Here is a 22,123-nt window from a genome sequence, read left to right as displayed (position 1 = left end):
GCCCGCGCTGCAGGAGTCGCGGATCGCACATATGTTGAGAGCGCGTTGCCCGTGGCGGCAACAAATTGTCCCGGGACGTCGGTCCCGGAAGGCAGTTTCCCGGTCAGCCTGAACCTCGGATGGCACGGTGGAACACATGTGCATGTGCCGACTGCGACGCCAGTGCTGCCAGTGCGCGCCATTGCCGACGGCGAGATTGTGTTCGCGCGCCGGCCGGCTGCAGCCAGCACGGACGCTGCCCATGCGCAGAATTACAATCCCTATGGAGAAGCGCCGGCGTGGACCGACAACGGCATGGTCATCATCCGCCACACCACCGACATAGGCGAGGGGGCCAATGCGACGGACGTGACGTTTTACTCGCTCATCGCCCATCTTTCTTCACTCAGTGCAGCCTGTGGGCGCGTGGCCGATGGAACTGCGACGCCAGCGCAAAGGCGTATTTCGCGCAAGGACGAAATTGGCGCGGCGGGCAGGGTGTATGGCGCGGCCGATCACGTACATGTGGAAATCCTGTGCGACGATGACGCCTTGCGCAAGCTTGCCGGGCGAATCACCGGCGACCTGGCAGTCACGGCGAATGGACGGCGCGATGCGGTCTACGGCGAGATCTATTACTACCTTCCGGCGGGGACGGGATTCTTTCAGAACGAGCCAGCGGCCAATCTAACTACGCCAACTGCAGCTGCGGCACACACGTCGACGGATCCCCTGATCGTTGGTATCCGCTTTGGCGAAGGCGATGGCAATCATCCCGGCGACGCCACCTTTACGACATACCAGCCGAATGGCGCGACTGTTGGAGCTGCCGAGATCAGGGTAGCCGATGCCGAATATGAATTGCTGATACGCGCCACAGCCATCAGGGAGGCTTTTCCTGCAACGGGGGCGCGGCCGACGATCAGTGCGGTGTACGACCTGCTGCGATTTGGCCGGACAATCGGTCCCGATGCGCTGACACCGGCGACTACGCCGCACTGGCGCCAGGTCAATTATCCCGGCGGCAGTGGCTGGGTAAATCTCAATGCGGAGAACGTCTTCAAGTTTAGCGATGCCGATTTCCCCCATTGGCGCGGCTGGAAGTTCATCGATGATGACGTTGACGATAACAGCCAAAGCAATTCCTCGCTGCTGGTAGCGCGCATCGAGGACGCGGCGAATGCCGATGGACGCTTGACGCGCGATGAACTGATCCGCCAGATGTCGTTGCCGGCCGTACGAAAAGCACTGTCACGTACCGTCTGCAAATTTCCAAGCGAGTGGAATCGCGACACCATCGCCGCGCGCTGGGGATGGCTGCAAACCGATCCGGACGTCGGTCTTTCCGCCGAAGACTGGGCCACATTCCAGCAGCATGTCAGCGCGCTGACTGTTCCCGCAGCCGACTTGCCGGTGCCGTTGCGTGGTGCGCACTGGCATTTCCACCCGCAGGAATTCATCGCGCACATGCGCCAGTGCAGCTGGCTTAGTGAGGCCGAGATGGCGTTGACCTTGCCGAAGCACATGTTCTACACGGGCAGTGGCAATCCGCGTACCGCGATCACGACTGCGGGAGCGACTTATACCCTGACGCGGCAGGCTGCGACGAACCGCCTGGCTACGCACCGGATTCCGTTGAACGTTTGCGTTCGCCGCTATATTGGCTTCAGTCGTAAGCGCCTGGCAATTTTCCTCGCGCAGGTCACGCTGGAGACCGCGCAATGGCGGAGCGGGGGCAATATGTGCCGCCTGATGCACGAGTGGTATTACGGTCAGACTTCGACTGCCAATCCGGCGACCCAGTACTACACGGCCTTCTATGGGCGCGGGATCATGCAGCTTACCTGGGCCGGCAATTACAAGGAGTATGGAGAGTTCCGCGCGTTGCCGAACCATACGGGTGCTTATGTCGAGCGCCTTACGCCCGCCTCGCCACGAATTACCGCGACTTCCCGGCATTACCTCGCCAATCCAAACGATGGCGGAACCCAGATCACGTGGAGCCCGCGCTTTGATCCGGACTTCATCGGGGAAGATCCGCATTCGGCCTGCGACTCCGGGGGCTATTACTGGGTCAGTAAGCATTTCGGAGGGCACACCAATATCAACCGCGCGTGCGATGCGGCGTTTACAACTGCGGTCGTCGGGCAGGTCAATCGCCTGGTCAACGGCGGCGGCAATGGCTATTACGAGCGTCAGGCCTATTCTGCTTACCTGATGCGCTACCTGACTGAAGATGTATCGGTCGACGTAACGCGTCAGATTACCCTGCCGGCACCGAAGTCGGCTATCACAGTGAATTTTTCAAGGACTTGATATGCAGGGAATGATGAAGTTTATCGCCACTATGTTGGCAATCGCCGCGGCCAGCGGGGCGGCAAATGCTTGTGCCCAAGCGGCCGATCCCGGCCGGACTGAGTTCGCGCCCACCAAGGGAGTGCAGGCCGTATTGACGGTAAAGGTCCAGGAGGTCGAGCTCAATATTGAAGGCCCGGGAGTGCAGGTGGCTGAAACGATTGCGGTTGAAACGGAGAAGAAATTGCGCGTCAAGGTCGAGGATTACAACTTCGACGGTTATAAGGACTTCTCCATTTCCCACACCGACGATGGCATGGGGACGTACGAGATTTCGCTTGTCTATGTCTACTCCCCGAAGGAGAAGAAGTTTGTGCCGCTGGCGCCGCGATGCGGCGATGAATTCATCAACCTTGTGGTCAACAAGTCCCGGAAGACCCTCACCAACTCCTACTTTGTGGACAACCAGTTCCGGACCTGCAAGGCGAAGTATTGATTGGTCAGTCCAAAATTATTTGGTAAGTCCGAATGTTGTATTTTGGTCCGGCCAATTGACGCGCTGTTGGAATAAATGCATCCTGTGCTCTCCTTAAACCAGAAAGCACAGGAGGCAAGCGCATGAAAGTTAAACAGCTCAAGGTGGTGTTCCTGGCGGCCGCAGTCGCGGCAGCGGCGTCTGCGGTGGCCGCGCCGGTCGGGTATGGCGCGGCCACTACTGGTGGCGGGAGTAAGACGCCGGTCAATGTGGCCACGCTGGCCGAGGCCCAGGCGAAGATCAATGCCTACACCGATAACTCCGGCCTGGTTCTGAGGTACACCGGCAAGTTCGATTACAACACCATTACCAACGTGTGCGCGCAGTGGCAAAAGCCGGCGCAGACGCTCGAGATCAAGAACAAGAGCAACATCACCCTTATCGGCGCCAGCGATTCGAGCGCCAATTTCGGCATCCATATTGCCGGCAATGCGCACAACGTGATCGTGCAGAACATGATGATCGGCCTGCTGCAGGGCGGGGAAGCGGCCGATTCGATTTCGATCGAGGGCATGTCGTCGGGCCAGCCAAGCAATATCTGGATCGACCACAATACTATCTTCGCTTCGCTGACTTCCTGCCCTGGCGCCGGCGATGCGTCATTCGATGGTGGGATCGACATGAAGAAGGGCGCGCACCACATCACGGTTTCGTACAACCACGTCTACAACTACCAGAAGGTGGCGCTGAACGGATATAGCGACAGCGACACCGCCAATGCGAATGCCCGTACCACCTACCACAACAACCGCTTCGAGCATGTCAAGGCGCGCCTGCCGCTGCAACGCTTCGGCATGACGCACATCTTCAACAATTACTTCAATGACGTGAAAACATCCGGCATCAATGTGCGCATGGATGGCGTTTCGCTGATCGAAGCGAATTACTTCGAGAATGTAAAGAACCCGGTCACCTCGCGCGACAGCAGCCGTATCGGTTACTGGGAGCTGCGCAATAACCATGTGGGCAGCGGCATCACCTGGGATACGCCTAGCGGAGCGGTGAACGCGACCAACTGGGGCAGCACCCAGTCCTACGGCCCGACCGGCTATGCCTATACGCCGATTGCCGGGGTGGATGTGAAAGCCAAGGCTATCGCGACTGCGGGCGCGCGCACCAACCTGGCCCGGTAAGCAAGCGTGCCGCCGCGCGCTGCGGCGGCAACTTCATTGCAAGAATGAGACCATATGTTGAAATGCTGCATATAACCATTTTTGCTTTTGGGGTGGAATCAGTTATTCTTCAAGTTATCCATTAGATTTAATCCGGAGCATCTGAAGAATGATTACAAAAGAAGAACGGGTGGTGTACGGCACCGAAGACCTGCTGACCACCCTGTGCTCGTCGGTCACCCGCGTGCTGAACGTGGCCTCGCAAAGCCGGATTACCTACTCGGCCATGGTGCAGCGCATCACCAAGGTCGGCCTGAAACCCGATATCGGCTGCTTCGTGCTGTTCGACGGCGGCTTCACCGGCCTGGTCGTGCTGAATTTCTCGGCTGAGGCGGCGATGGAGATTTACGAGCGCTACATGCTCAGCATGGGCATGCCGAAGTCCGAACTGGCCAGCTCCTTCACTTCCGACGAAGTGGCCAACATCATGGGCGAGCTGATGAACCAGATCGTGGGCGACTTCACCGGCAAGGTGCGCAGCGAGCTGCATACCAATATCACGCAGAACCAGCCGAAGATGCTGGTGCTGAACAAGCAGGTGACGCTGAGCGTCGATACCCCGCTCGATCGCCCGGAAATGCGCCGCGTGTCCTTCTTCACCGAGCGGAACAACATCTTCTACCTCGAGCTGGCGATCGACCGCACGGAGTTTATTAAATTGCACGATTTCGAGAAGACTGAAGTCGAAGACCCGGATGCACTGCTGGAGCGTGAGCAGGCAGCCAAAGCGGCAGCTGCCGCCCCGGCCCAGGCGACCTCGGCGGATGATGCCGATGAACTTTTGAAGTCACTTGGCATGTGATTTAAAATAGGCTTTGCAAAAGCCGGAACGGCAGATATAATATTGCCTCTTTTCCCTGATAGCTCAGTCGGTAGAGCGACGGACTGTTAATCCGCAGGTCCCTGGTTCGAGTCCAGGTCGGGGAGCCAGAATTATTGAAAAGCCCAGCCATCCGGTTGGGCTTTTTGCTTTGCGCGGGAGATTGATATGGCAAAAAAGAAGGAAGAACTCGATCCGGAAACCCTGGAGTTGATCCAGTGGTGCATCGAGGTTGAAGGCTATTTGGTCAAGGGCGGTGCCACAGTAGAGCAGGCCCAGGATCATATTGAAGAGCAAATCGAATGGTTCACGGACCTGTTCTATGACGGTCTCACGCCGGAAGAGGCTGCGAAGGAGGCCTTGGCATAAGGTCGTTCCGACATCTTTGCATGGTTATCAAAAGGAGATAAATGGTCCCGCAAGGAAACTTGTGATGCGATAGCTTTGTGAAGTTATTGCAACAGGAATTTGACAATGAGTGCCGCGCCCCATCCCTCCCTTGTGAATGCCCATTATCTGGACAAGGTGATGGATGTTGCGGAGCAGATGTCGGTAGAAGTCATTGTCGATATCCTTGATGTGCGCGGCATGAAGCTGGTGTCCAAGGCACGCGCGTGACGCGGGCCCTGCGCGCGAAGCTGATCGCGCATAAGCTGCTGCGGCCATTCGAGGCCTCAATCCGGGGCGCCGATGGCGTTGACGCAAAGGCGGTTGCGCAAGTGGCCGAGCGTCTGGCCGATGTCAGTGCGCCTGTGGCCGGCCTGTTGCGCAGTGTGCCGGGCGGTGGGGTTCCTCCGTTGCAAATGCTGGGGCAACTCGAATTCGGCTATGCCATGGCGCTGATGCTGACTGCTTCCGACAGGACCGGCGGCCCCTCGCTGGAGCACGCGGTGTTGGTCAGCATGCTCTTGATCTGCATGGCGAAAACCTTGCGCCTTACGGAACAGGAGCAGTTGGCAGCCGGCCTGGCTGGCCCGCGGCACGATATCGGCGAGCTGTATGTCGATCCACGCTACCTGGTGCGCAGCCAGCGCTTGCAGCCGCATGAATGGGCTCGTGTCGTGATTCATCCGCGCACCGGCCAGATGCTGATCGACCGGCCCGAATCGTTCCCGCCATCCGTTGGGTGGACCGTGGCCAAGCCATGAGCGCTTCGATGGCACGGATTATCCGCGCCAGATTGGCCGGCAGCAGATCAGCGGCGCCGGCTGGGCGGGCGGCGTGGCGGAAATGATTGCCGGCTTGCTGCTGAAGGACTATCCCCTGGAGCGCGCCGAACTGGCGCTGAAGATCATTGCCGGCGAACAGGCGCCGGAACTGCTGGCGGCGGTATCGGGCGCCTTGCGTGAGTACCAGCATTCCGGCCCTGCACCGGCGGCGCTGCGCAGGCGAGGCGAAAGCGTGCCGGGGCTGTTTGCCCGGATCGCAGCCATCCTCACCCTCGGCGCGCGCCTGATCAACGGCCCGGCCGCCAAATCCGAGCGAACCTGCAAACTGCTGCGCGCAACGCTGGAGCGCGTGCGCAAAATCCAGCGCGCCTTTGTCAGTACCGGGCTCGATGCCTATCTGCAGCCGATGGTTTTCGGCACTGCCTCCGACCAGCGCCTGCAGTTTGAGAAAGAAGTGGCAAGCCGGGAGTTGCAATGGCGCTTGCGCGACATTGCGCGCGACCTGGCACTGCAAGCCGACTCGCCGGACGAAAAGGTGGTGCTGGCTTCGTTTATCAACTTGCTGGATGACGATGACGGTATCGTCGAACTTGTAAAGCGGCTGTCGCCATCCGCTTTACAGCATCTTGGCCCGCAGACCGCCGCCGACCGGCAACTGTTGCGGGCCTGAGCGCTGACTCAACCCACGTGGTAGACCATGGATGCGCCGCCCACCGGTGTGCCCTGTTCATTCAGCTGGGCCACGTTGACCTGGTACTGGCTTCCTTCGGCAGCTGCCGAAGGGATGCTGGTCTGCAGCGCCAGTGGGTACATCATGGCGGCGTCTTTCTCCATGGTGACCTTGACCACCGATTGGCGGATCTCTACATAGCGCTTGCCATTGCGCAGCACCACATCGCCGCCTTGCACTGTCACATCGCCGAGCGCGCGGCGCGGCAGGCAGTCGAAGTGCGAGCCTTTCGCCAGCGTCAGGATGCCGCAGCAGCAGGCGAAGCGGGTCTTGACGCGGGTATCCTGCAGGAAGACCAGGCCGCAATCCTTTTTCATGTCTTCCTCGCCGTGGGTGTGCCCGGGCTGCGGGTCGGACTGGTTGTCGAAATCGATAGCCGGGAAGGCTGAACCGTCTTCATCCAAGGACAGCGTGAGCGGCATCGTTTCCGGCAGGTGGCTGCGGTCGATCACCAGTGTCATGCGCGCTTCGCGGTTGTAGCGGCTGCCCGCCACAAAGGGGAAGGCGGCGCGGGCGCCCGCCAGTACGTCGATCACCGACAGGTTGCGCTGCGCGAGGTTGTTGCGGCGGGCGCTGATCGGATCGCCGGTCAGTGGTGCCGTGGCGAAGGCGTAGTCGTTGTCGGCGTTGACGACTGCGAGCAGGCAAGGGTGCCATGGGTGGTTCTCCTGCCAGCCGTACAGGTCTTCCGTCTGGGCTGCTTCGATGCGGAATTTGGCCATGACGGTGCCGCCGGCCGGTACGCTGGCAAAGCTGGTGGTAATGCCAGTCGGGCTGACGTGCATGGCGTCGACCAGGGTCCAGTCGGGCGGGTAGACGAACTGCAGCCCCACATAAGGCGTGATGCGCGTGCTGACCGAGACATTGCGTGCGTCGCGGGCGCCGTTGTTTGTGACGCGCACATAGATGTAATTGGCCTGGCCGCGCTCGACATTCTTCGATTGCAGCGGGTCGCTTGGCACGAAGACATTATCGTCGTTGATGCGCACCACGATGTCGGAGAAGTCCCAGAAATTCCCGCCGGTGAAGGGCTCGCTGCCATTGTCGGCTGGCGCGTCCTTGATCATCACGTCCGCTTCATCGAGAGCGCGGAAGACGTTGATGCGGCCGTAGCCCATTTCCTGGTTCCAGGTACCGTTTGATTTGCCGGCGGTTTCCGCATACGCCACGGCGCCGACTTTCTGCGCGGTGCGTTCGATATGGGCGCGTACCTGCACATTGTCCAGCATCGGGTAGACGCTGCGGATCAGGGCTGCCAGGCCGGCTACGTGCGGCGTGGCGGAGGAGGTGCCGTTGAACACCAGGTCATAGTCGGTGGCGTTGTAGCCTGCCGCGCCTTGCCGGTCTGTGGTCGGGATGTGCACGCCGGGCGATACTACGGAGATTTGCGGGCCGAAGTTGGAGCCCCAGGGTTCGCCGTCAGGGCTGCCCGGCGTCTTGCGGTTGTCGATTTCGTCCGAGGCGCCGACCGCGATCACCAGCGGATTGGTGGCGGGGTAGGTGATCGGGCCGTTGTAGTTGTGGGTGGCGACGCACATCACCAGGTCGTTATTGAAAGCGCTCTGTATCGCCGGGTCGATGATGGCCGGGCTCCAGCCGTTCCAGCCGAAACTCATGCTGATGATGCTGGCGCCGTTGGCGGAGGCGTAATTGATGCCGGCGGCCACTTCGACGTCGGTCCAGGCGTCGAAGGCGACCGGCAGGATGCGCGCATCGCCTGCCACGCCGGTGACGCCGGTACCATTGTTATAGGTGGCGGCAACGATGCCGGCACAAGCGGTGCCGTGGTTGCCGGTGGGCGAGCCGTCACCGCTCATGGTGCCCAGGTTGATGCCGGGCGCGGAAAAGCGCAGGTCGGGGTGGCTCAGGTCGCAGCCTTCGTCCAGCACGCAGACCACGGTGGTGGCGGCGCCGGTCGTGATGTCCCAGCCGGTGGTGCCCGGGCCGCCGGCTTCAATGCGGGTCATGTCCCATTGTTGTGGGAAGAAGGTGTCGTTGGGGGCAATCGAGGTGGGCGTCAGCAGCGGCATGGTTTCGAACTGGAAATCCGAAATGGGCGCGTTGGGAATCTGGCGCAGGCGTTCGCGCAGCTGGTAGGCATTGATCTCTTTGACATTGCTGATCTGGAGGTAGTGGTGGCCATTCAGGTAGCGCGATTTCTCCGCGATCTCCTGGATTGCCGGCTCGGCCGCCCCTTTGGCGCCCAGGCCCTCCGGCAGCTTGAAGCCGGCGTCGCGCTGGCGCAGCTTGACCAGCGCCACATGGGGCAAGGGCGCCATCAGGGCGCGGCGGCCGCGCTGGCCGGCCTGGCGGTAGACGGGGCCGATCCAGTCCAGGCCCAACTGCGCGCCGGCTTCTTCAATCCTGGCAAGGCGCCCGTCATCCAACGGGCGGCGCGATTGCACAAAGTAGCGGGTCTTGGTGTGGTTGACGCGTTCACCCGGCACCATGCCTTCATCGGCTTCGTCCTCCAGCAGCAGGTCGACACTGTGCAGGAATTGTTCGACAGCGCTGCGCTCCTTCGGTTGCTTGAGCGCGATCAGCAGGCGGGTAGTGTCGAGCGCCAGCGAGGCGCCCGAGGCATGGTTCATTTCTTGCGGGAAGTTCTTCATGATGTCTCCTAGCGGGTTCGGAAGTCCCCTTTTGTTGCGGGGATCAAGCCAGTCTAGGAGGGCTGTTTGATCGGGCCTTGACCTGCGTCTATCATGCGGCATATACCAACCGGAGACAGCCATGAAAAACTTCGCATCCGTCGTTGCCGTGCTCGCCATCTTCACCGCCCAGCCAGCCTATGCGCTGGAGCAGTCCACTTCCATCAAAGTCACCAGGCTGATGCAGTCGCCGTCCAGTTGGAACGGGGCGGCGCTGGCCTATCCGGGCGGACAGGCCGAAATCACCGCCTTGATGGTGGAAATCGCCCCTGGCGGCGAAACGGGTTGGCACCTGCACCCCGTCCCGTCGTTTGGCTACCTGCTCGAAGGCGAGCTGGAGGTTAGCCTGAAAGACGGTTTGATAAAACGTGTGCTGGCCGGGCAGGCGCTGGCCGAAGTGGTCAACACCCTGCATAACGGCCGCAACGTAAGCAGGGGGCCGGCCAGGCTGCTGGTGTTCTATGCGGGCGCTGTTGGTAGCACATTGACGGTCAAGGAATAGTGTCGGAAAGTTATAGTGGGTATATAATGCCGGCTATTTTGCGGCGACAGACCGCGACCAGTGGGGAGAATAGGGGACATCCATCAAACCGCCCACAAGGAAAGAACATGATGAAGTTGTCCAAAATGCACGTGCTGGTAAGCCTTGCCACTGTGCAGATGGCCGCCATGGCCCAGGAAGCAACCCAGGCCCCAGCCGGCCAAATGGAAGTGGTGACCGTTACCGCACAGCGCCGCGCCGAAAATATCCGTGACGTGCCGGTATCCGTGTCCTCGATCAAGGCCGAGAAGCTCGACATCCTCTTGTCCGGCGGCCAGGACATCCGCGTCCTGGCCGGCAAGACCCCATCGCTGAACGTCGAATCGTCGACCGGCCGTGTATTCCCGCGCTTCTACATCCGCGGCTACGGTAACGCCGACTTCGCCGTGTTCGCCTCGCAGCCGGTTTCCCTGATCTATGACGACGTGGTGCAGGAGAATCCGATCCTGAAGGGTTACCCGATGTTCGACCTGGCCAACGTGGAAGTGCTGCGTGGCCCGCAAGGCACCCTGTTCGGCCGCAACACCCCGGCCGGCGTGGTCAAGTTTGAATCGGCCAAGCCAAGCCTGCGCGGCGTGGAAGGCTTCTACAACGTTTCCTACGCTACCGACGCTACCGCCAATATCGAAGCGGCCGCCAACGTGCCGCTGTCGAAAGAGTGGGCCCTGCGCGTTTCGACCCTGCGCCAGCACCGCGACGACTTCGTCGACAACACCTTCACCGGCGAGAAGGACGCGCTGGAAGGCTACAATGAACACGCGGAACGCGTGCAGGTGCTGTACCAGCCGAACGGTGTGTTCAACGCCCTGCTCAACGTGCACCAGCGCCAGACCACCGGCAGCTCGCGCCTGTTCCGCGCCAACATCATCAAGAAGGGTTCGAATACCTTTGTGGATGGCTTCGATCCGGAAAAGATCGCCATCAACGGCCGTGAAGACCAGGAACTGAAAACCCAGGGCGCCAACATGCGCATGAGCTGGGACCTGGGCGCCCACAAGCTGTTCTCGATCACCGGTTACGAGACCGTGGCCCGCTACAACTCGCGCGGCGACATCGACGGCGGCAACCCGACCAATGCGCCAGCGGTACCGTTCCAGGTTGCCACCGCAGCCTTCGTACCGGATATCAAGCAGTACTCGCAAGAGTTCCGCATCGAGTCCAAGTACACCGGCCCGATGAACTGGCAGGCAGGCGCGTACTACTTCGACGAGAAGGCAGTGGCCGGCCAGGACAACTTCAACGTTGCCGGCAGCCGCACCTCGCGCGTGACATCGCAGCAGAAGAACGAAGCTTGGGCCTTGTTCGGTTCCGTGAACTACGCAGTGACGGACGCATTCACCGTGCGCGGCGGCCTGCGCTACACCGAAGACAAGAAAGACTTCGACACCCTGGAAACCACCGGCACCACCCTGGTCGGTCCGAAGTCGGTTTCCGAATCCAAGGACAAGTTCAACTGGGACCTGAGCGGCACCTATAAGCTGAACAATGACGTCAGCCTGTACGCCCGCTACGCGACCGGCTTCCGCGCTCCATCGATCGCAGCTGCTTCTACTTCGGTGCCGATCACCGTGGCTGATGCTGAAACCATCACCTCGATCGAAGCCGGTGTGAAGGCCGACTTGTGGAACCGCCGCGCACGCGCTTCCCTGAGCGTGTACGACTATGACGTGAAGAACCAGCAGCTGACCGTGGTTGGCGGTAACTCCAACGTCACCAAGCTGATCAACGCTGCCAAGACCAAGGGCCGTGGCATCGAAGGCGAAATCGAGGGCTTTATCACCAACGACTTCAAGATGTCGGCCAGCGCTTCGTACAACTTCACCGAGATCCGCGACCCGTCGCTGTCCGTAAACAAGTGCGCGCAGTGCACCATCCTGGATCCGGTCAATGCGTCGGGCCGCGTGGTCATCGACGGCAACGCGCTGCCACAGGCGCCGAAGTGGATCATCAACCTGAACGCCCGCTACAACTACCCGCTGGCGGAAGGCAACCTGTTCGTGGTGACCGATTGGTCCTACCGCTCGAAGGTGAACTTCTTCCTGTACGAGGCAGTTGAATTCACCGGCGCACCGCTGACCGAAGGCGGCCTGCGCGTGGGTTACAACTGGGCCGGCGGCAAGTACGAAGTCGCAGCCTTCGCACGCAATATTACCGACCAGCGCCGCATCACCGGCGCCATCGACTTCAACAACCTGACCGGCTTCGTCAACGAGCCACGTCAGTTTGGCGTGCAGTTCAAAGGCTCGTTCTAAATTTTTCAGGGCTGGCGCTTGCCAGTCCTGAAATTGGCCGATATAATGCGGCCTCTTTTCCCTGATAGCTCAGTCGGTAGAGCGACGGACTGTTAATCCGCAGGTCCCTGGTTCGAGTCCAGGTCGGGGAGCCAGAACATAGAAAAGCCCAGCCCTAAACGGTTGGGCTTTTTGCATTCAGTCAGCAATTCTCAAGCAATAAGTTGACCGTTATCCGGATAACGGATAACATAAATTCATGTCAATCCAGTCCTTTGCGTGTCCAGACACCGAGGCGCCCTTCACAACAGGCAAGAGCCGGCGTTTTGTAAACATTAAGAGCGTCGCCGAACGTAAGCTGGCCCAGCTTGACGCGGCACCTTCGGTCAACTTCATGAAAGCGCCACCGGGCAACGATTTGAAGGAATACAACGGCGCTTGGCATGTGCGCATCAACGCTCAGTGGCGATTGAGTTTCAGGTGGGGTACAAATGGACCCTGCGACGTTCGGATCGAAGATCCTCATTAGAATGGAGCAATACATCATGTTCAAGAATGGAATGCGTCCAATCCATCCGGGGGAAATTTTGATGGAGGACTACATCAAGCCTATGGGCGTAAGCGTTCGTGCTGTAGCCTTGGCATTGCGCGTTCCCTATTCTCGCCTTAGTGAGATTACCAAGGGCCAGCGTGGAGTCACGGCAGATACGGCATTGCGCCTGGAACGCTATTTTGGCAGCGAGGCACAAGGGTGGATGAATTTGCAAAGTGCGTATGACCTTCGGGTGGCCGAGGCGTTGGCAGGTAAGGCAATTACGAAAGAGATCGAACCGCTCGCGCTGGACGCGTAGGCCGCCGAACTGTTAATCCGCAGGTCCCTGGTTCGAGTCCAGGTCAGGGAGCCAGAACTCAGAAAAGCCCAACCATACGGTTGGGCTTTTTGCATTCCGCAGGAGAATTTCGATGGGTTGGATATTGGCATCCTTGTTCTTGGGCCTGTGGCGGCAGTGTCTACGCCCTGTATTTCCCGATTGTGTGCCCGCTTCCAGTCCGGGCCTGATCAGATGAAATCGCCACAGCTTGCAGCCGAGTCTTGCACAGTCACTCAAACGAGATTCCCCCAACGACTTTTGCTACCTGCGGCCTCACGGCAATTGTATAAGCATAGCCAGTTCCTTGGAAAGGCACCGAATCACGTGTGTCTGTTGTTCGGCCGCGTTAAGAATGAAATCGGAGCAGATTGCGCGTGTTCGGGTATTATTTTATGAGGTCATTCCTAACTCATGCGCATGAAGACCAGGGCCTACCTCGAGCAAGCCGGGAAAGTTACTGTAACTGCTTGGTCTGTCGCAAATGAACGGGACCAGTTCTATCGCGGCGAATCAACCCGGCAGACCTACTACAGTCTTCACAACGCTGGTCAGCGTAAGCCGATGTCGCATGTCTATAGGAAGGGCAGTGCGCCACACTTCAAGTATAAGGTGACTGCGGATGAACATTCGGGCGGGGCTGGCGAATCGTTGCAGCATCTGCTGTTCAAAGAAGCGCTGTCCTCGATTACGGGCACGATGCTGAAGCTTGGCAAGCTAGGCAACCATCGGATCACAGTCATTGCAAGCGAGCTAGAGAAGGGGATCGATCATCCCGAGAGCTTGCGGCGCACCGACGTTTTCCTTCGCTTCGAGAGCGAAACCAGTCTTGGCCTGAAATGGGGTGGCGAGCTTTACGTGGAGATCAGGCGCGCGCATGCCGTGGACAATGACAAGCTCGACATCGCCCGTTCACTGCGACTGCCCATGGTGGAGGTGTCGATCCCTCAGGGCATCCTGTATGAGTACGACGTTGAGACGACGACAGATGAGCATGAAGCTGCTTACGTCTGTCGCATCAGAAAAATGCTGGAAGGTCCTACCGGGTTTCTTTCCTGCGATGTACTCAATAACCCGAGTACGCTGGAATACTTGGAGCAGCATCGGGTCATCCTCAGGCAACAGCTTGCGGAATCAGAAAAGGCCCGGGGTGCTGCCGAAGAGCGTGTCGGAGAGCTTACTACCGAGGTGCAACGGCTCGAAGAAAACGCTTGCATCTTGACCGCAATGCTTGCTCGAAGTGAGGAAAGCGTCACCGCTGCGAAATGTGAAACGAGCCGGTTGCGCAACGATGTGGCACGGCGGGATCAAGAGCTCAAAGAACTCCGGAAGAACCAGAATGACTGGCACATTGATGGCCGTTGGGCAATAGCTGCATTTGCGGTTTCTGCAGTGGTAATTCTGGGTGTCCAGTATCTTCGGCCTTAAAGGGATTCCTGAAAGTAGTCAGCAATGCTGGTCGAGCCATTCGCCGACCATGGGCCACAATACTTTTTCCTGGTGGGGGCGGAAGAAGCCGAAATGCCCGATGCGTTCCTGGTTGAAGGTGCCGGGGCTGAGTACGCGATAGTCGACCTTGGCGTTAGTGTAGGCCTCATGCAGCATGCGCGAGCCCGATTCGTGCAGCAGCTCATCGTCGCTGAAGGTGAGGCCGAGCACGGGAAAGCTGGCGCTGGCATACGCTTCGCGCGCGCCGGGTTCGCCAGCCAGCAGGTAGTCGGGCGTGAGGCACCAGCGGCGCCACTGCATCATTGCGCCGCTTGGAATGTCGCCCAGGATGCCCAGGCGCTTGCCGGGAAAGTAGCCGAGCATCCGGCATAGCAATGGTGCCAGCACGTACCACAACAGCGGCGCAGTGCGCTGTACGCGCGGATGGTTGTGGCGCGTCGCGCCGCTGCCAACGGCAATGTTGACCAAGCCTGCTACCTTGCGGATCGACGGCAGCAATGGGGCGGTCTGGCCGCCCAGGCTGTGGCCGAGCAGGAAAAGGGGAAGTGCAGCGTCCTGTGTCGTGGCGTGCTGCACCACAGCCTCGAGATCGAGTGCGATCCAGGTGGTGATGTCGGCTTTGCAGCGGCGCAGGGGACCCTGGCGTGATTCGCCCATGCCGCGATAGTCGAAGGTCCACACGCGGTAGCCCAGCCCCGCCAGGAAGGCAGCGAAGGTAGCGTAAAAGCGCTGGGGAATCGCCATGCCGGGGACGAACACCACTTGCGCGCGTGGCGCGCGTGCGGGATCGTGGCGGTAGGCGGCCAGTTGCTGGCCATCCTGCGTTTGCAAGGTGATGCGAGTGGCGCTCATGTTTTTGATCCTTTGTAGGCGGCGCCGGTGTGGACCGGGTTGGTGGCGAGCGTGCGCCACGCGGCGCTACTCAATTCATCGATGGCACTGAGCGGGTCGAAGGCGATGCGCCCGCCCAGCCAGTTGCGCGCCAGTTCCTGCGAGGGGCCTAGCAGGAGGGGACCATACAGTTCGACCGGCAGCCGGCGCAGCACGCCCTGTTTGAACCACGGCTTCAGTTTTTCAAACACTTCCCTGAAATGGCTGGCGGTGCGCTGGCGGATGGCGTCGTCATGTTCGGCACTGACGGCCTGGCGGCGCGCGAACAGGAAGCGCGCCATGTCGGGCTGCTCCACGATCCAGTGCAGATGGGTGCTGACGATGGCATGAATGGCGAACTCGGCGTTGCTGGCCCGGGCCACGTTGTCCTTGATCTGCTGCCAGTAATTGTCCAGGCCCTGTGCGAACAGGGCGGCGGCGATACCTTCCTTGTTGCCGAAGTGGTGGTAAATGCTGCCCACCGACGCCTGGCTGCGCTGGCGGATATCTTCTATCGACGTGGCCTCGATACCTTGTTCAGAGAACACGGCGAGGGCGGATGACAGGATGGCGGTTTTTCGGTCGGCTTGGATCATGGTTAGAATATTGTTCTAGAATGATATTCTAGTCAAGCTTCTTCGTTTCGGGTTAAGCTGGCCGTCATGAAGATGACCGGCCTGCTATTCCTTGTCCTGTTGACGATGCAGGCGGCTGCAAATCCTGCGAAGGTCCCACAGCAGCTTGTTTATCCACGCCCTGAGTCCGCGCAGGACAGCCGTTACCTGTACGACTGGGAGGTGCTGCGCACGGCGCTTGAAAAGACGCGCGCACGCTTCGGCCCCTATGAATTGCGCCAGGCCAGTCAATACATGTCGCCGGCGCGGGTAACGGCCGAAGCTGCCGGGGCAGGTTCCATCAATGTCTTTGTCCGCGCTACGTCAGCCCAATTGGAACAGCAGTTCCGTCCCGTGCGGATTCCCGTCGATCGTGGCCTGATCGGCTACCGCCTGCTGCTGGTGCGCCATGAAGACCTGCCGCGGTTTGCCAAGGTCAAGTCGCTCGACCAGTTGCGCCGCTTTAGCATTGGGCAGGGCAAGGGCTGGGTCGACGTCGGCATCCTGCAGGCCGGCGGCTTCAAGGTGGTGGAGGGGAATAATTACGATGGCTTGTTCTCGATGCTGGAAGTTAAACGCTTCGACGCCTTGTCGCGCTCTGTCGATGAAGCCTTGAGCGAGTACGATGAACGGCATCATCGCTTCGGTTTCGAGGTGGAGCCGGGTATCGCGCTCTACTACCCGCTGGCGCGCTATTTCTTTACCCGGCGCGATGCGGAAGGGGAGGCGCTGGCCGACCGGCTGGAGGCAGGGCTGGAGGCGATGGTGCAGGATGGCTCGCTGCAAGCGCTGTTTACGGCGTATAAAGGACCGTTGATCAAGCGTTCCGGCCTGGCGCGCCGCCGCCTTTTCCGTATTCCCAATCCAGGTCTGCCGCCGCAAACGCCGCTGGCGCGAGGTGAATTGTGGTATCGGCCGCAGGAGTTGGCGGGCAAGCGATAGGCATGATCGCTGCAGCCGCGTTACACTGGCTGCCAAGGAGGAGGCGCCATGAAAGCTTGGACTTTGGCCGTGCTAGCGGCTATCACCCTGGCAGGATGCAGCACCCCGCAACAGCAAGGACAGCCGCCGCACCAGCAGGACCTGCTCCAGCACTTGCAGCACCAGCACCAGCAGCAGCCTTTTGTCTGCCGCACAATGGAATCCGGGCTCGGCCAGCCTTTGGTCGATAACCATCAAGGCATTGGGCATCCGGTGCGCGACGAGACGGGGAAGGTGGTCGGCCATAGCAGCCAATGTGCCATCAAGCCGCGCATCCAGCATTTCTACTTCACCGGTGCCGGCTTCAAGCCGTTCGATCCCTCGAATGGCTTTCGGGCGCCACCCCCGGACATGAAGACGGTTGTGGTAAATGCAGAGACGATACCGTTTGTGGTGCGCGTCGAAGCAGGAACCATCAACCGTTTCATCTACACGATTGCCATGCTGGAGCGTGCGCCATGGAACCGTAAGCTGCTTTACTGGATGCGTGGCGGCGTCGGCATAGGCCACCAGCAGGGCACGGCCATGTGGTTGAACGACAAGCTGAATAGCTCGGAGAAGCAGCTGATGCCCAAGCTGCTGGCGGAGGGCTATGCGATTGCCAGCTCCTCCGGCAATGAGAGCGGAGTTCACTACAATATGCGGCTGGCCGAAGAGACGGCGGCGCAGACCAAGGCTTACTTCACCGGTAAGTACGGCGAGCCGGTTTATACGATCGGCATCGGCGGCTCTGGCGGGGCGGTGCAGCAGTATTTGTTTGCGCAAAATCGTCCGGGGCTGTTCGATGCGGGGATTCCGGTGCAGTCGTATCCGGACATGGTGACGCAATCGATCCCGATCTCCGACTGTCCCTTGCTGGGGCAGTACTTCCGCGACGAGGTGGCGCGCGACCCACATTCCCGGTGGGCGAACTGGAGCAGCCAGTCGCTAGTGCTGGGCATGAACGCCAGCGACACTGCAAAGAACCCTTTCACCGGCAAGCCTGGTACGACCGAATGCATCAACGGCTGGCGTTTCGCCATGCCGATGGTGCTGAACCCGCACTTTCGCGACAGCAGATTTGACAAGGCCATCGATTTCTACGGTTATACGCCGGCGTCCTTTGCCAAGGTAAAGTGGACACACTGGAACGATCTGGAAGAGTTCTATGGCGCCGATGCTGAAGGTTTTGCGCCCATCCCGATCGATAATGTGGGCGTGCAGTACGGCCTCGCTGCTCTGGTGGCAGGCAAGCTGGATGCCGATGAATTCCTGCGCCTGAATGCCTGTGCCGGGAGCTGGAAGGAACAGCGCGATTTCGTGCCGTACAAGCCTGACAGCGACCCTTTCGATTCGGTCAATATGCATCGCAGCGCGACTTGCCGCGATCCGGCCGGCAGACCGGCGCCGCGGCGCGAGGGCGAGCAGCGGGCGATTCGCGCGGCTTTCGATTCCGGCCATGTTTTCACCGGCAAGCGGCTTGGGATACCGATGATCGACCTGCGACCCTACCGTGAGGCGGAGCTGGACATGCACAATGCGCGGCAGGCTTTCTCGGTCCGTGCCCGCCTGCTGGCGGCCAATACTGGCGAGGCCAGGCAGCAGGTTATCTGGTTTGCAAGAACGGAAACGGACCTGGCGGGGCAGGTGATGCAGGCGATGGCGGTGCTGGATAAATACCTTACCAGCGGCAGCGCACCAGCGGAATTTGCCGACCGATGTGTGGACGGTGGCGGAAATGTGCTTGGTTCGGGCCCCGATGCGTGGGCCGGCATCCTCGATGGCAGCAAGCCTGGCGCATGTACCCGGGCCTTCCCAATCTACAGCAGCCCGCGCATGGTGGCGGGTGAATCGATCCAGGGCGATACCTTCAAGTGCAAGCTCAAGCCCTTGCAGCGGGCCTTCACCGACGGGACTTACGGGCCGGCGCCGGCTTTCAGCGATGCGCAAAAAGCCTGGCTGTCCCGGATCTTTCCGCAAGGCGTATGCGATTACAATAATGGCCTATGAAGATCCCGCCATTGAAATACCTTGTTCCCGGCACCCTGGCCGGGCTGCTGCTGGCCTACACCGGCATCGGCTTCCTTGCCGTGCCGGCGCTCGTCAAGTCGCAGGCGGCCAGACAGGCGTCGGAGAAACTGCATCGCCAACTCAGCATTGAGGAAGTCTCGTTCAACCCGTTCACGCTGGCCGCCTCGGTGCGCGGTGTGAAGATGATGGAGCAGGACGGCAGCACCGTCTTTGCCAGCTTCGACCGGCTGGGGGCGGACCTGTCGTGGCAGTCTGTCACGCGCATGGCGCCGGTGGTGCAGGAAGTGCGCCTGACCAAGCCTTATGTGCGCCTGGCGCGCGACGCCGATAACCGCTACAACATCGACGATATCCTGAAACTGATCGCGAGCCAGCCGCCGTCGCCTGAGCCGGCGCGCTTTTCGGTCAATAACATCCAGTTGGAAGAAGGCAGCCTGGCCTTCGAGGACAAGCCGGCCGGCGTAACGCATAAGGTGCAGGACCTGAAACTTGGCCTGCCGTTTGTTTCGTCGCTGCCAGCTGATGTAACGATTTTCGTCGAGCCGCTGTTCAGCGCCAAGATCAATGGCGCACCGCTGCTGCTGAAGGGCAGGGCGCGCCCGTTTGCCGAGCCGAAGGATTATGCGCTCGACCTGAAACTCGATAAAGTCGACCTGACCAACTATCTGGGCTACCTGCCGTTCAAGCCTGGCTTCAAGCTGCCGTCGGCGCACCTGGAGGCGCAGCTTAAGCTGACCGTGGTGCAGCCGAAGGAAAAGCCGGCATCGCTGGTGCTGGGCGGGGAAGCTACGTTGTCGGGGGCGCAGTTGCAGCAACTCGACGGCACCCAGGTGGCCAAGCTCGATAGCTTGAAGGTCAAGTTGGGCAAGCTGGACCTGTTGGCGCAGCGTTTCGAGATTGCGAAAGTCGACATCGACGGGCTGGCGCTGGACGTCAAACGCAGCAAGGATGGTGTGTTGAACCTGGGCCAGCTGGTGCCGGCAGCGGCGCCGGAAGCGGCGGCGCCCGGACCGGCGCCTGCCGCCAGGCCTGCGGGCTCCGGCCCGGTAGTGCTGCTGAAGGAACTGGCTGTCAACGGCGCAGCTCTGCGCTATGCCGATGACACGCCGCACGGCAACCTGCGTGCCGACCTGGCGAAGTTCGGCCTGCTCGTGCAGGACGTCGCCTTTGACGGCGGCAAGCGCACGTTGGATATCGCTTCGCTCACTTCGAACAGTGCGGAAATCGATGTCCACCAGGGCAAGATGGCGGATAAGCCAGCCGCCGGCCAGGCAACAGCCAAGCCGGCTGGCGAAGAGCCGATGCAAATCAAAGTGGGCAAGCTGGAGATCAGCGACTGGGACGCGAAGTTGCGTGAAGACTTGCGCGCCGAACCGACCATCTTCAAGTTGTCGCCCCTGACGCTGACCGTCGAAGGCTATTCCAACGCGCCCGGTGCGTCAGCGGAGGTGGCGCTGAAGACAGCCGTCAATAAAGGCGAACTGGAGCTCAAGGGCCAGCTGGCGCCGTCGCCGCTGAATGCGGACCTGGCACTGGAACTGAAGAATTTCGACTTGCTGCCCTTGCAGCCCTATGTCACCGATTACGTGAACCTTCGCCTGTTGCAGGCAGCCGTTTCCAGCAAAGCGCGCCTGCGCCTCGAAACCGGCAAAGATGGCGCAGTGGCAGGCGGCTTTAAGGGCGACGTCAGTGTAAGCCGGCTCTCTACCGTCGACAAATCGAGCTCCAATGATTTCCTTAGCTGGAAGTCGCTGGCTTTTGGCGGCATGGACGTCAATTTCAAGCCGTTCACCCTCAGCATTGACCGCATCGCGCTGGACGACTTCTTTGCCCGCGTCATTATCGATCCGAACGGGCGGCTGAACGTGCAGGATGTGATGCGCCGGGAAGGGGAGGAGGGCAAGAGCCTGACCGAAGCCAGCGCCCGCGCGCAGGCGGTAAAGGATGCCAGGGCGAAGGCGAGGGACGTGGCGCAAGCCGCACCTTTGCCGGCCGTCGCCCCGGCTCCCAAGGCGGCTCCGGCGAAACCGGCAGAACCGCTGCCACCGATCCGTATCGGCAAGCTGTTGCTCTCCGGCGGGCGTGTACGCTTTACCGACAACTTCATCAAGCCAAACTACACGGCCAACCTGAAAGAGCTCGGTGGAACGGTGACTGGCCTGTCGTCGGATCCCGTGCACAACGCAAACGTTGACCTGCGCGGCAACGTCAGCGGCGCCCCCCTGCTGATCGCCGGCCGCGTGCATCCCTTAAAGCAGGAGCTTTCGCTCGACCTGCGCGCCGAGGTGCGCGGCATGGAGTTGTCTCAGCTGTCGGCCTATGCGGACAAGTATGTCGGCTACGGAATCGAGAAGGGCAAGATGACGTTCGAGGTGGCTTACGCCTTGGAGAACCGCCAGTTGAAGGCAGAGAACCGCCTGGTGCTCGACCAGCTCACTTTCGGCAAGGAGAGCACGAATCCGGACGCAACCAGGCTGCCTGTCAACCTGGCGGTTGCCTTGCTGAGCGACCGTAATGGCGTGATCGACATCAACGTGCCGATCGGCGGATCGCTGGACGACCCGCAGTTTTCGCTGGGCGGCATCATCCTCAAGGTGATCGGCAACGCCATCATGAAAACCGTCACCTCGCCATTCGCGCTGATCGGCTCCCTGTTCGGCGGCGGCGAGGAGTTGTCGATGCTGGAGTTCGACCAGGGCCGTTCGGCGCTGCTGCCGGCATCGGAAGGAAAACTGAAATCCCTGGCCAAGGCGCTGACCGAGCGCCCTGGCCTGAAGCTGGATATCACCGGCCGCTTCGATGATGCGGCGGAAGCGGACGCGCTCAAGCGCGTGGCGCTGGAGCGCAAGCTGCGCCAGCTCAAGACGCGCGAGCTGCAGGCACGCAGCAGCGAGCTGCCGGCAGGCGGCGTACAAGTGGCCAAGGACGAATACGCGGGCCTGCTGGAACGGGCTTACAAGGACGAGAAATTCGTCAAGCCGCGTAACGCCCTGGGCTTTGCCAAATCGCTGCCGGTAGAAGAAATGGAAAAGCTGATGCTGGCCAATATCACGCTTGAGCAGGACGACTTCATCACGCTCGGCAATCGCCGCGCGCAGGTGGCCAAAGACTGGCTGGTGGGCCAGGGGCAGGTGGCGCCGGAGCGCATCTTCCTGGTCGCACCGAAGGCTGGGGTTGCGGGCCGCGCCGACTTCGCCTTGCGCTAGG

General features: G+C 60.5%; 19 protein-coding genes and 2 tRNA genes. 18 read left to right on the top strand and 3 right to left on the bottom strand.

Annotated elements, in window-relative coordinates; translation table 11 throughout:
- Window positions 1-171 precede the first annotated feature (171 nt).
- The 9 genes from ACWBU6_RS21830 (at window position 172) to ACWBU6_RS21790 (ending at window position 6,640) form a co-directional block, all read left to right on the top strand.
- A complete protein-coding gene (locus tag ACWBU6_RS21830; RefSeq protein ID WP_452645456.1) occupies window positions 172-2,295 on the top strand; it encodes a hypothetical protein in 2,124 nt (707 codons plus the stop codon).
- A 10-nt stretch (window positions 2,296-2,305) separates the two neighbouring features.
- Window positions 2,306-2,770, top strand: a complete 465-nt coding sequence (locus tag ACWBU6_RS21825; RefSeq protein ID WP_452645455.1) for an XAC2610-related protein — start codon at window positions 2,306-2,308, stop codon at window positions 2,768-2,770.
- A gap of 122 nt (window positions 2,771-2,892) precedes the next feature.
- Window positions 2,893-3,942: a pectate lyase family protein gene (locus tag ACWBU6_RS21820; protein ID WP_452645454.1), complete on the top strand. Its 1,050-nt coding sequence runs from the start codon at window positions 2,893-2,895 to the stop codon at window positions 3,940-3,942.
- Between the two features lie 148 nt (window positions 3,943-4,090).
- Window positions 4,091-4,783: a DUF3334 family protein gene (locus ACWBU6_RS21815; RefSeq protein ID WP_452645453.1), complete on the top strand. Its 693-nt coding sequence runs from the start codon at window positions 4,091-4,093 to the stop codon at window positions 4,781-4,783.
- Window positions 4,784-4,835: 52 nt separating this feature from the next.
- A tRNA-Asn gene (locus tag ACWBU6_RS21810) sits at window positions 4,836-4,911 on the top strand.
- 58 nt (window positions 4,912-4,969) lie between these two features.
- Window positions 4,970-5,170, top strand: coding sequence for a hypothetical protein (locus ACWBU6_RS21805; RefSeq protein WP_452645452.1), 201 nt, complete (start codon window positions 4,970-4,972; stop codon window positions 5,168-5,170).
- 105 nt (window positions 5,171-5,275) lie between these two features.
- Window positions 5,276-5,419 carry a hypothetical protein gene (locus ACWBU6_RS21800; protein ID WP_452645451.1) on the top strand — a complete coding sequence of 48 codons (144 nt, stop codon included), beginning with the start codon at window positions 5,276-5,278 and terminating at the stop codon, window positions 5,417-5,419.
- Entirely contained in the window at window positions 5,416-5,949 is a 534-nt protein-coding gene (locus ACWBU6_RS21795; protein WP_452645450.1) for a hypothetical protein, read from the top strand. The genes ACWBU6_RS21800 and ACWBU6_RS21795 overlap by 4 nt, the downstream gene beginning before the upstream one ends.
- A complete protein-coding gene (locus tag ACWBU6_RS21790; protein ID WP_452645449.1) occupies window positions 5,924-6,640 on the top strand; it encodes a hypothetical protein in 717 nt (238 codons plus the stop codon). The genes ACWBU6_RS21795 and ACWBU6_RS21790 overlap by 26 nt, the downstream gene beginning before the upstream one ends.
- A gap of 8 nt (window positions 6,641-6,648) precedes the next feature.
- On the opposite strand, the gene ACWBU6_RS21785 is transcribed toward ACWBU6_RS21790, so the two are convergent.
- Window positions 6,649-9,312 (bottom strand): S8 family serine peptidase, encoded by a 2,664-nt coding sequence (locus tag ACWBU6_RS21785; RefSeq protein ID WP_452645448.1) that lies wholly within the window; start codon window positions 9,310-9,312, stop codon window positions 6,649-6,651.
- Window positions 9,313-9,433: 121 nt separating this feature from the next.
- Between ACWBU6_RS21785 and ACWBU6_RS21780 the strand changes: the two genes are divergently transcribed.
- From ACWBU6_RS21780 to ACWBU6_RS21755, 6 genes are all read left to right on the top strand, one after another.
- Window positions 9,434-9,853 carry a cupin domain-containing protein gene (locus tag ACWBU6_RS21780; RefSeq protein WP_452645447.1) on the top strand — a complete coding sequence of 140 codons (420 nt, stop codon included), beginning with the start codon at window positions 9,434-9,436 and terminating at the stop codon, window positions 9,851-9,853.
- A gap of 107 nt (window positions 9,854-9,960) precedes the next feature.
- Entirely contained in the window at window positions 9,961-12,144 is a 2,184-nt protein-coding gene (locus ACWBU6_RS21775; RefSeq protein WP_452645446.1) for a TonB-dependent receptor, read from the top strand.
- 58 nt (window positions 12,145-12,202) lie between these two features.
- Window positions 12,203-12,278, top strand: a tRNA-Asn gene (locus ACWBU6_RS21770).
- A 104-nt stretch (window positions 12,279-12,382) separates the two neighbouring features.
- Window positions 12,383-12,652 carry a type II toxin-antitoxin system RelE/ParE family toxin gene (locus tag ACWBU6_RS21765; RefSeq protein ID WP_452645445.1) on the top strand — a complete coding sequence of 90 codons (270 nt, stop codon included), beginning with the start codon at window positions 12,383-12,385 and terminating at the stop codon, window positions 12,650-12,652.
- A 1-nt stretch (window position 12,653) separates the two neighbouring features.
- Window positions 12,654-12,974 (top strand): HigA family addiction module antitoxin, encoded by a 321-nt coding sequence (locus ACWBU6_RS21760; protein WP_452645444.1) that lies wholly within the window; start codon window positions 12,654-12,656, stop codon window positions 12,972-12,974.
- A 432-nt stretch (window positions 12,975-13,406) separates the two neighbouring features.
- Window positions 13,407-14,420, top strand: coding sequence for a hypothetical protein (locus tag ACWBU6_RS21755; protein ID WP_452645443.1), 1,014 nt, complete (start codon window positions 13,407-13,409; stop codon window positions 14,418-14,420).
- Window positions 14,421-14,438: 18 nt separating this feature from the next.
- Here ACWBU6_RS21755 and ACWBU6_RS21750 read toward each other — a convergent pair whose 3' ends face one another.
- Entirely contained in the window at window positions 14,439-15,293 is an 855-nt protein-coding gene (locus tag ACWBU6_RS21750) for an alpha/beta hydrolase family protein (protein WP_452645442.1), read from the bottom strand.
- Window positions 15,290-15,907: a TetR/AcrR family transcriptional regulator gene (locus ACWBU6_RS21745; RefSeq protein ID WP_452645441.1), complete on the bottom strand. Its 618-nt coding sequence runs from the start codon at window positions 15,905-15,907 to the stop codon at window positions 15,290-15,292. Before ACWBU6_RS21745 ends, ACWBU6_RS21750 begins: the two co-directional genes overlap by 4 nt.
- 66 nt (window positions 15,908-15,973) lie before the next feature.
- Between ACWBU6_RS21745 and ACWBU6_RS21740 the strand changes: the two genes are divergently transcribed.
- The 3 genes from ACWBU6_RS21740 to ACWBU6_RS21730 are packed head-to-tail and all read left to right on the top strand — an operon-like array spanning window position 15,974 to window position 22,122.
- On the top strand, window positions 15,974-16,867 hold the full coding sequence (locus ACWBU6_RS21740) for a hypothetical protein (RefSeq protein WP_452645440.1): 894 nt from the start codon (window positions 15,974-15,976) through the stop codon (window positions 16,865-16,867).
- Between the two features lie 48 nt (window positions 16,868-16,915).
- Window positions 16,916-18,895, top strand: coding sequence for a DUF6351 family protein (locus tag ACWBU6_RS21735; RefSeq protein ID WP_452645439.1), 1,980 nt, complete (start codon window positions 16,916-16,918; stop codon window positions 18,893-18,895).
- A complete protein-coding gene (locus ACWBU6_RS21730) occupies window positions 18,892-22,122 on the top strand; it encodes a DUF748 domain-containing protein (protein ID WP_452645438.1) in 3,231 nt (1,076 codons plus the stop codon). The genes ACWBU6_RS21735 and ACWBU6_RS21730 overlap by 4 nt, the downstream gene beginning before the upstream one ends.
- The last annotated feature ends 1 nt before the right edge of the window (window position 22,123 follow it).

This window comes from Pseudoduganella sp. HUAS MS19 (genome assembly GCF_053615455.1).
Note: the sequence above shows the minus strand (reverse complement) of the source record. Positions and strands in the feature narration are given on the sequence as shown.

Excerpts from the sequence above, each read along its gene's own strand:
- ACWBU6_RS21825 (WP_452645455.1), top strand. The coding sequence starts at position 2,306 with ATGATGAAGTTTATCGCCACTATGTTGGCAATCGCCGCGGCCAGCGGG.
- ACWBU6_RS21820 (WP_452645454.1), top strand. The coding sequence starts at position 2,893 with ATGAAAGTTAAACAGCTCAAGGTGGTGTTCCTGGCGGCCGCAGTCGCG.
- ACWBU6_RS21815 (WP_452645453.1), top strand. The coding sequence starts at position 4,091 with ATGATTACAAAAGAAGAACGGGTGGTGTACGGCACCGAAGACCTGCTG.
- ACWBU6_RS21805 (WP_452645452.1), top strand. The coding sequence starts at position 4,970 with ATGGCAAAAAAGAAGGAAGAACTCGATCCGGAAACCCTGGAGTTGATC.
- ACWBU6_RS21800 (WP_452645451.1), top strand. The coding sequence starts at position 5,276 with ATGAGTGCCGCGCCCCATCCCTCCCTTGTGAATGCCCATTATCTGGAC.
- ACWBU6_RS21785 (WP_452645448.1), bottom strand. The coding sequence starts at position 9,312 with ATGAAGAACTTCCCGCAAGAAATGAACCATGCCTCGGGCGCCTCGCTG.
- ACWBU6_RS21780 (WP_452645447.1), top strand. The coding sequence starts at position 9,434 with ATGAAAAACTTCGCATCCGTCGTTGCCGTGCTCGCCATCTTCACCGCC.
- ACWBU6_RS21775 (WP_452645446.1), top strand. The coding sequence starts at position 9,961 with ATGATGAAGTTGTCCAAAATGCACGTGCTGGTAAGCCTTGCCACTGTG.
- ACWBU6_RS21765 (WP_452645445.1), top strand. The coding sequence starts at position 12,383 with ATGTCAATCCAGTCCTTTGCGTGTCCAGACACCGAGGCGCCCTTCACA.
- ACWBU6_RS21760 (WP_452645444.1), top strand. The coding sequence starts at position 12,654 with ATGGAGCAATACATCATGTTCAAGAATGGAATGCGTCCAATCCATCCG.
- ACWBU6_RS21755 (WP_452645443.1), top strand. The coding sequence starts at position 13,407 with ATGCGCATGAAGACCAGGGCCTACCTCGAGCAAGCCGGGAAAGTTACT.
- ACWBU6_RS21750 (WP_452645442.1), bottom strand. The coding sequence starts at position 15,293 with ATGAGCGCCACTCGCATCACCTTGCAAACGCAGGATGGCCAGCAACTG.
- ACWBU6_RS21745 (WP_452645441.1), bottom strand. The coding sequence starts at position 15,907 with ATGATCCAAGCCGACCGAAAAACCGCCATCCTGTCATCCGCCCTCGCC.
- ACWBU6_RS21740 (WP_452645440.1), top strand. The coding sequence starts at position 15,974 with ATGAAGATGACCGGCCTGCTATTCCTTGTCCTGTTGACGATGCAGGCG.
- ACWBU6_RS21735 (WP_452645439.1), top strand. The coding sequence starts at position 16,916 with ATGAAAGCTTGGACTTTGGCCGTGCTAGCGGCTATCACCCTGGCAGGA.
- ACWBU6_RS21730 (WP_452645438.1), top strand. The coding sequence starts at position 18,892 with ATGAAGATCCCGCCATTGAAATACCTTGTTCCCGGCACCCTGGCCGGG.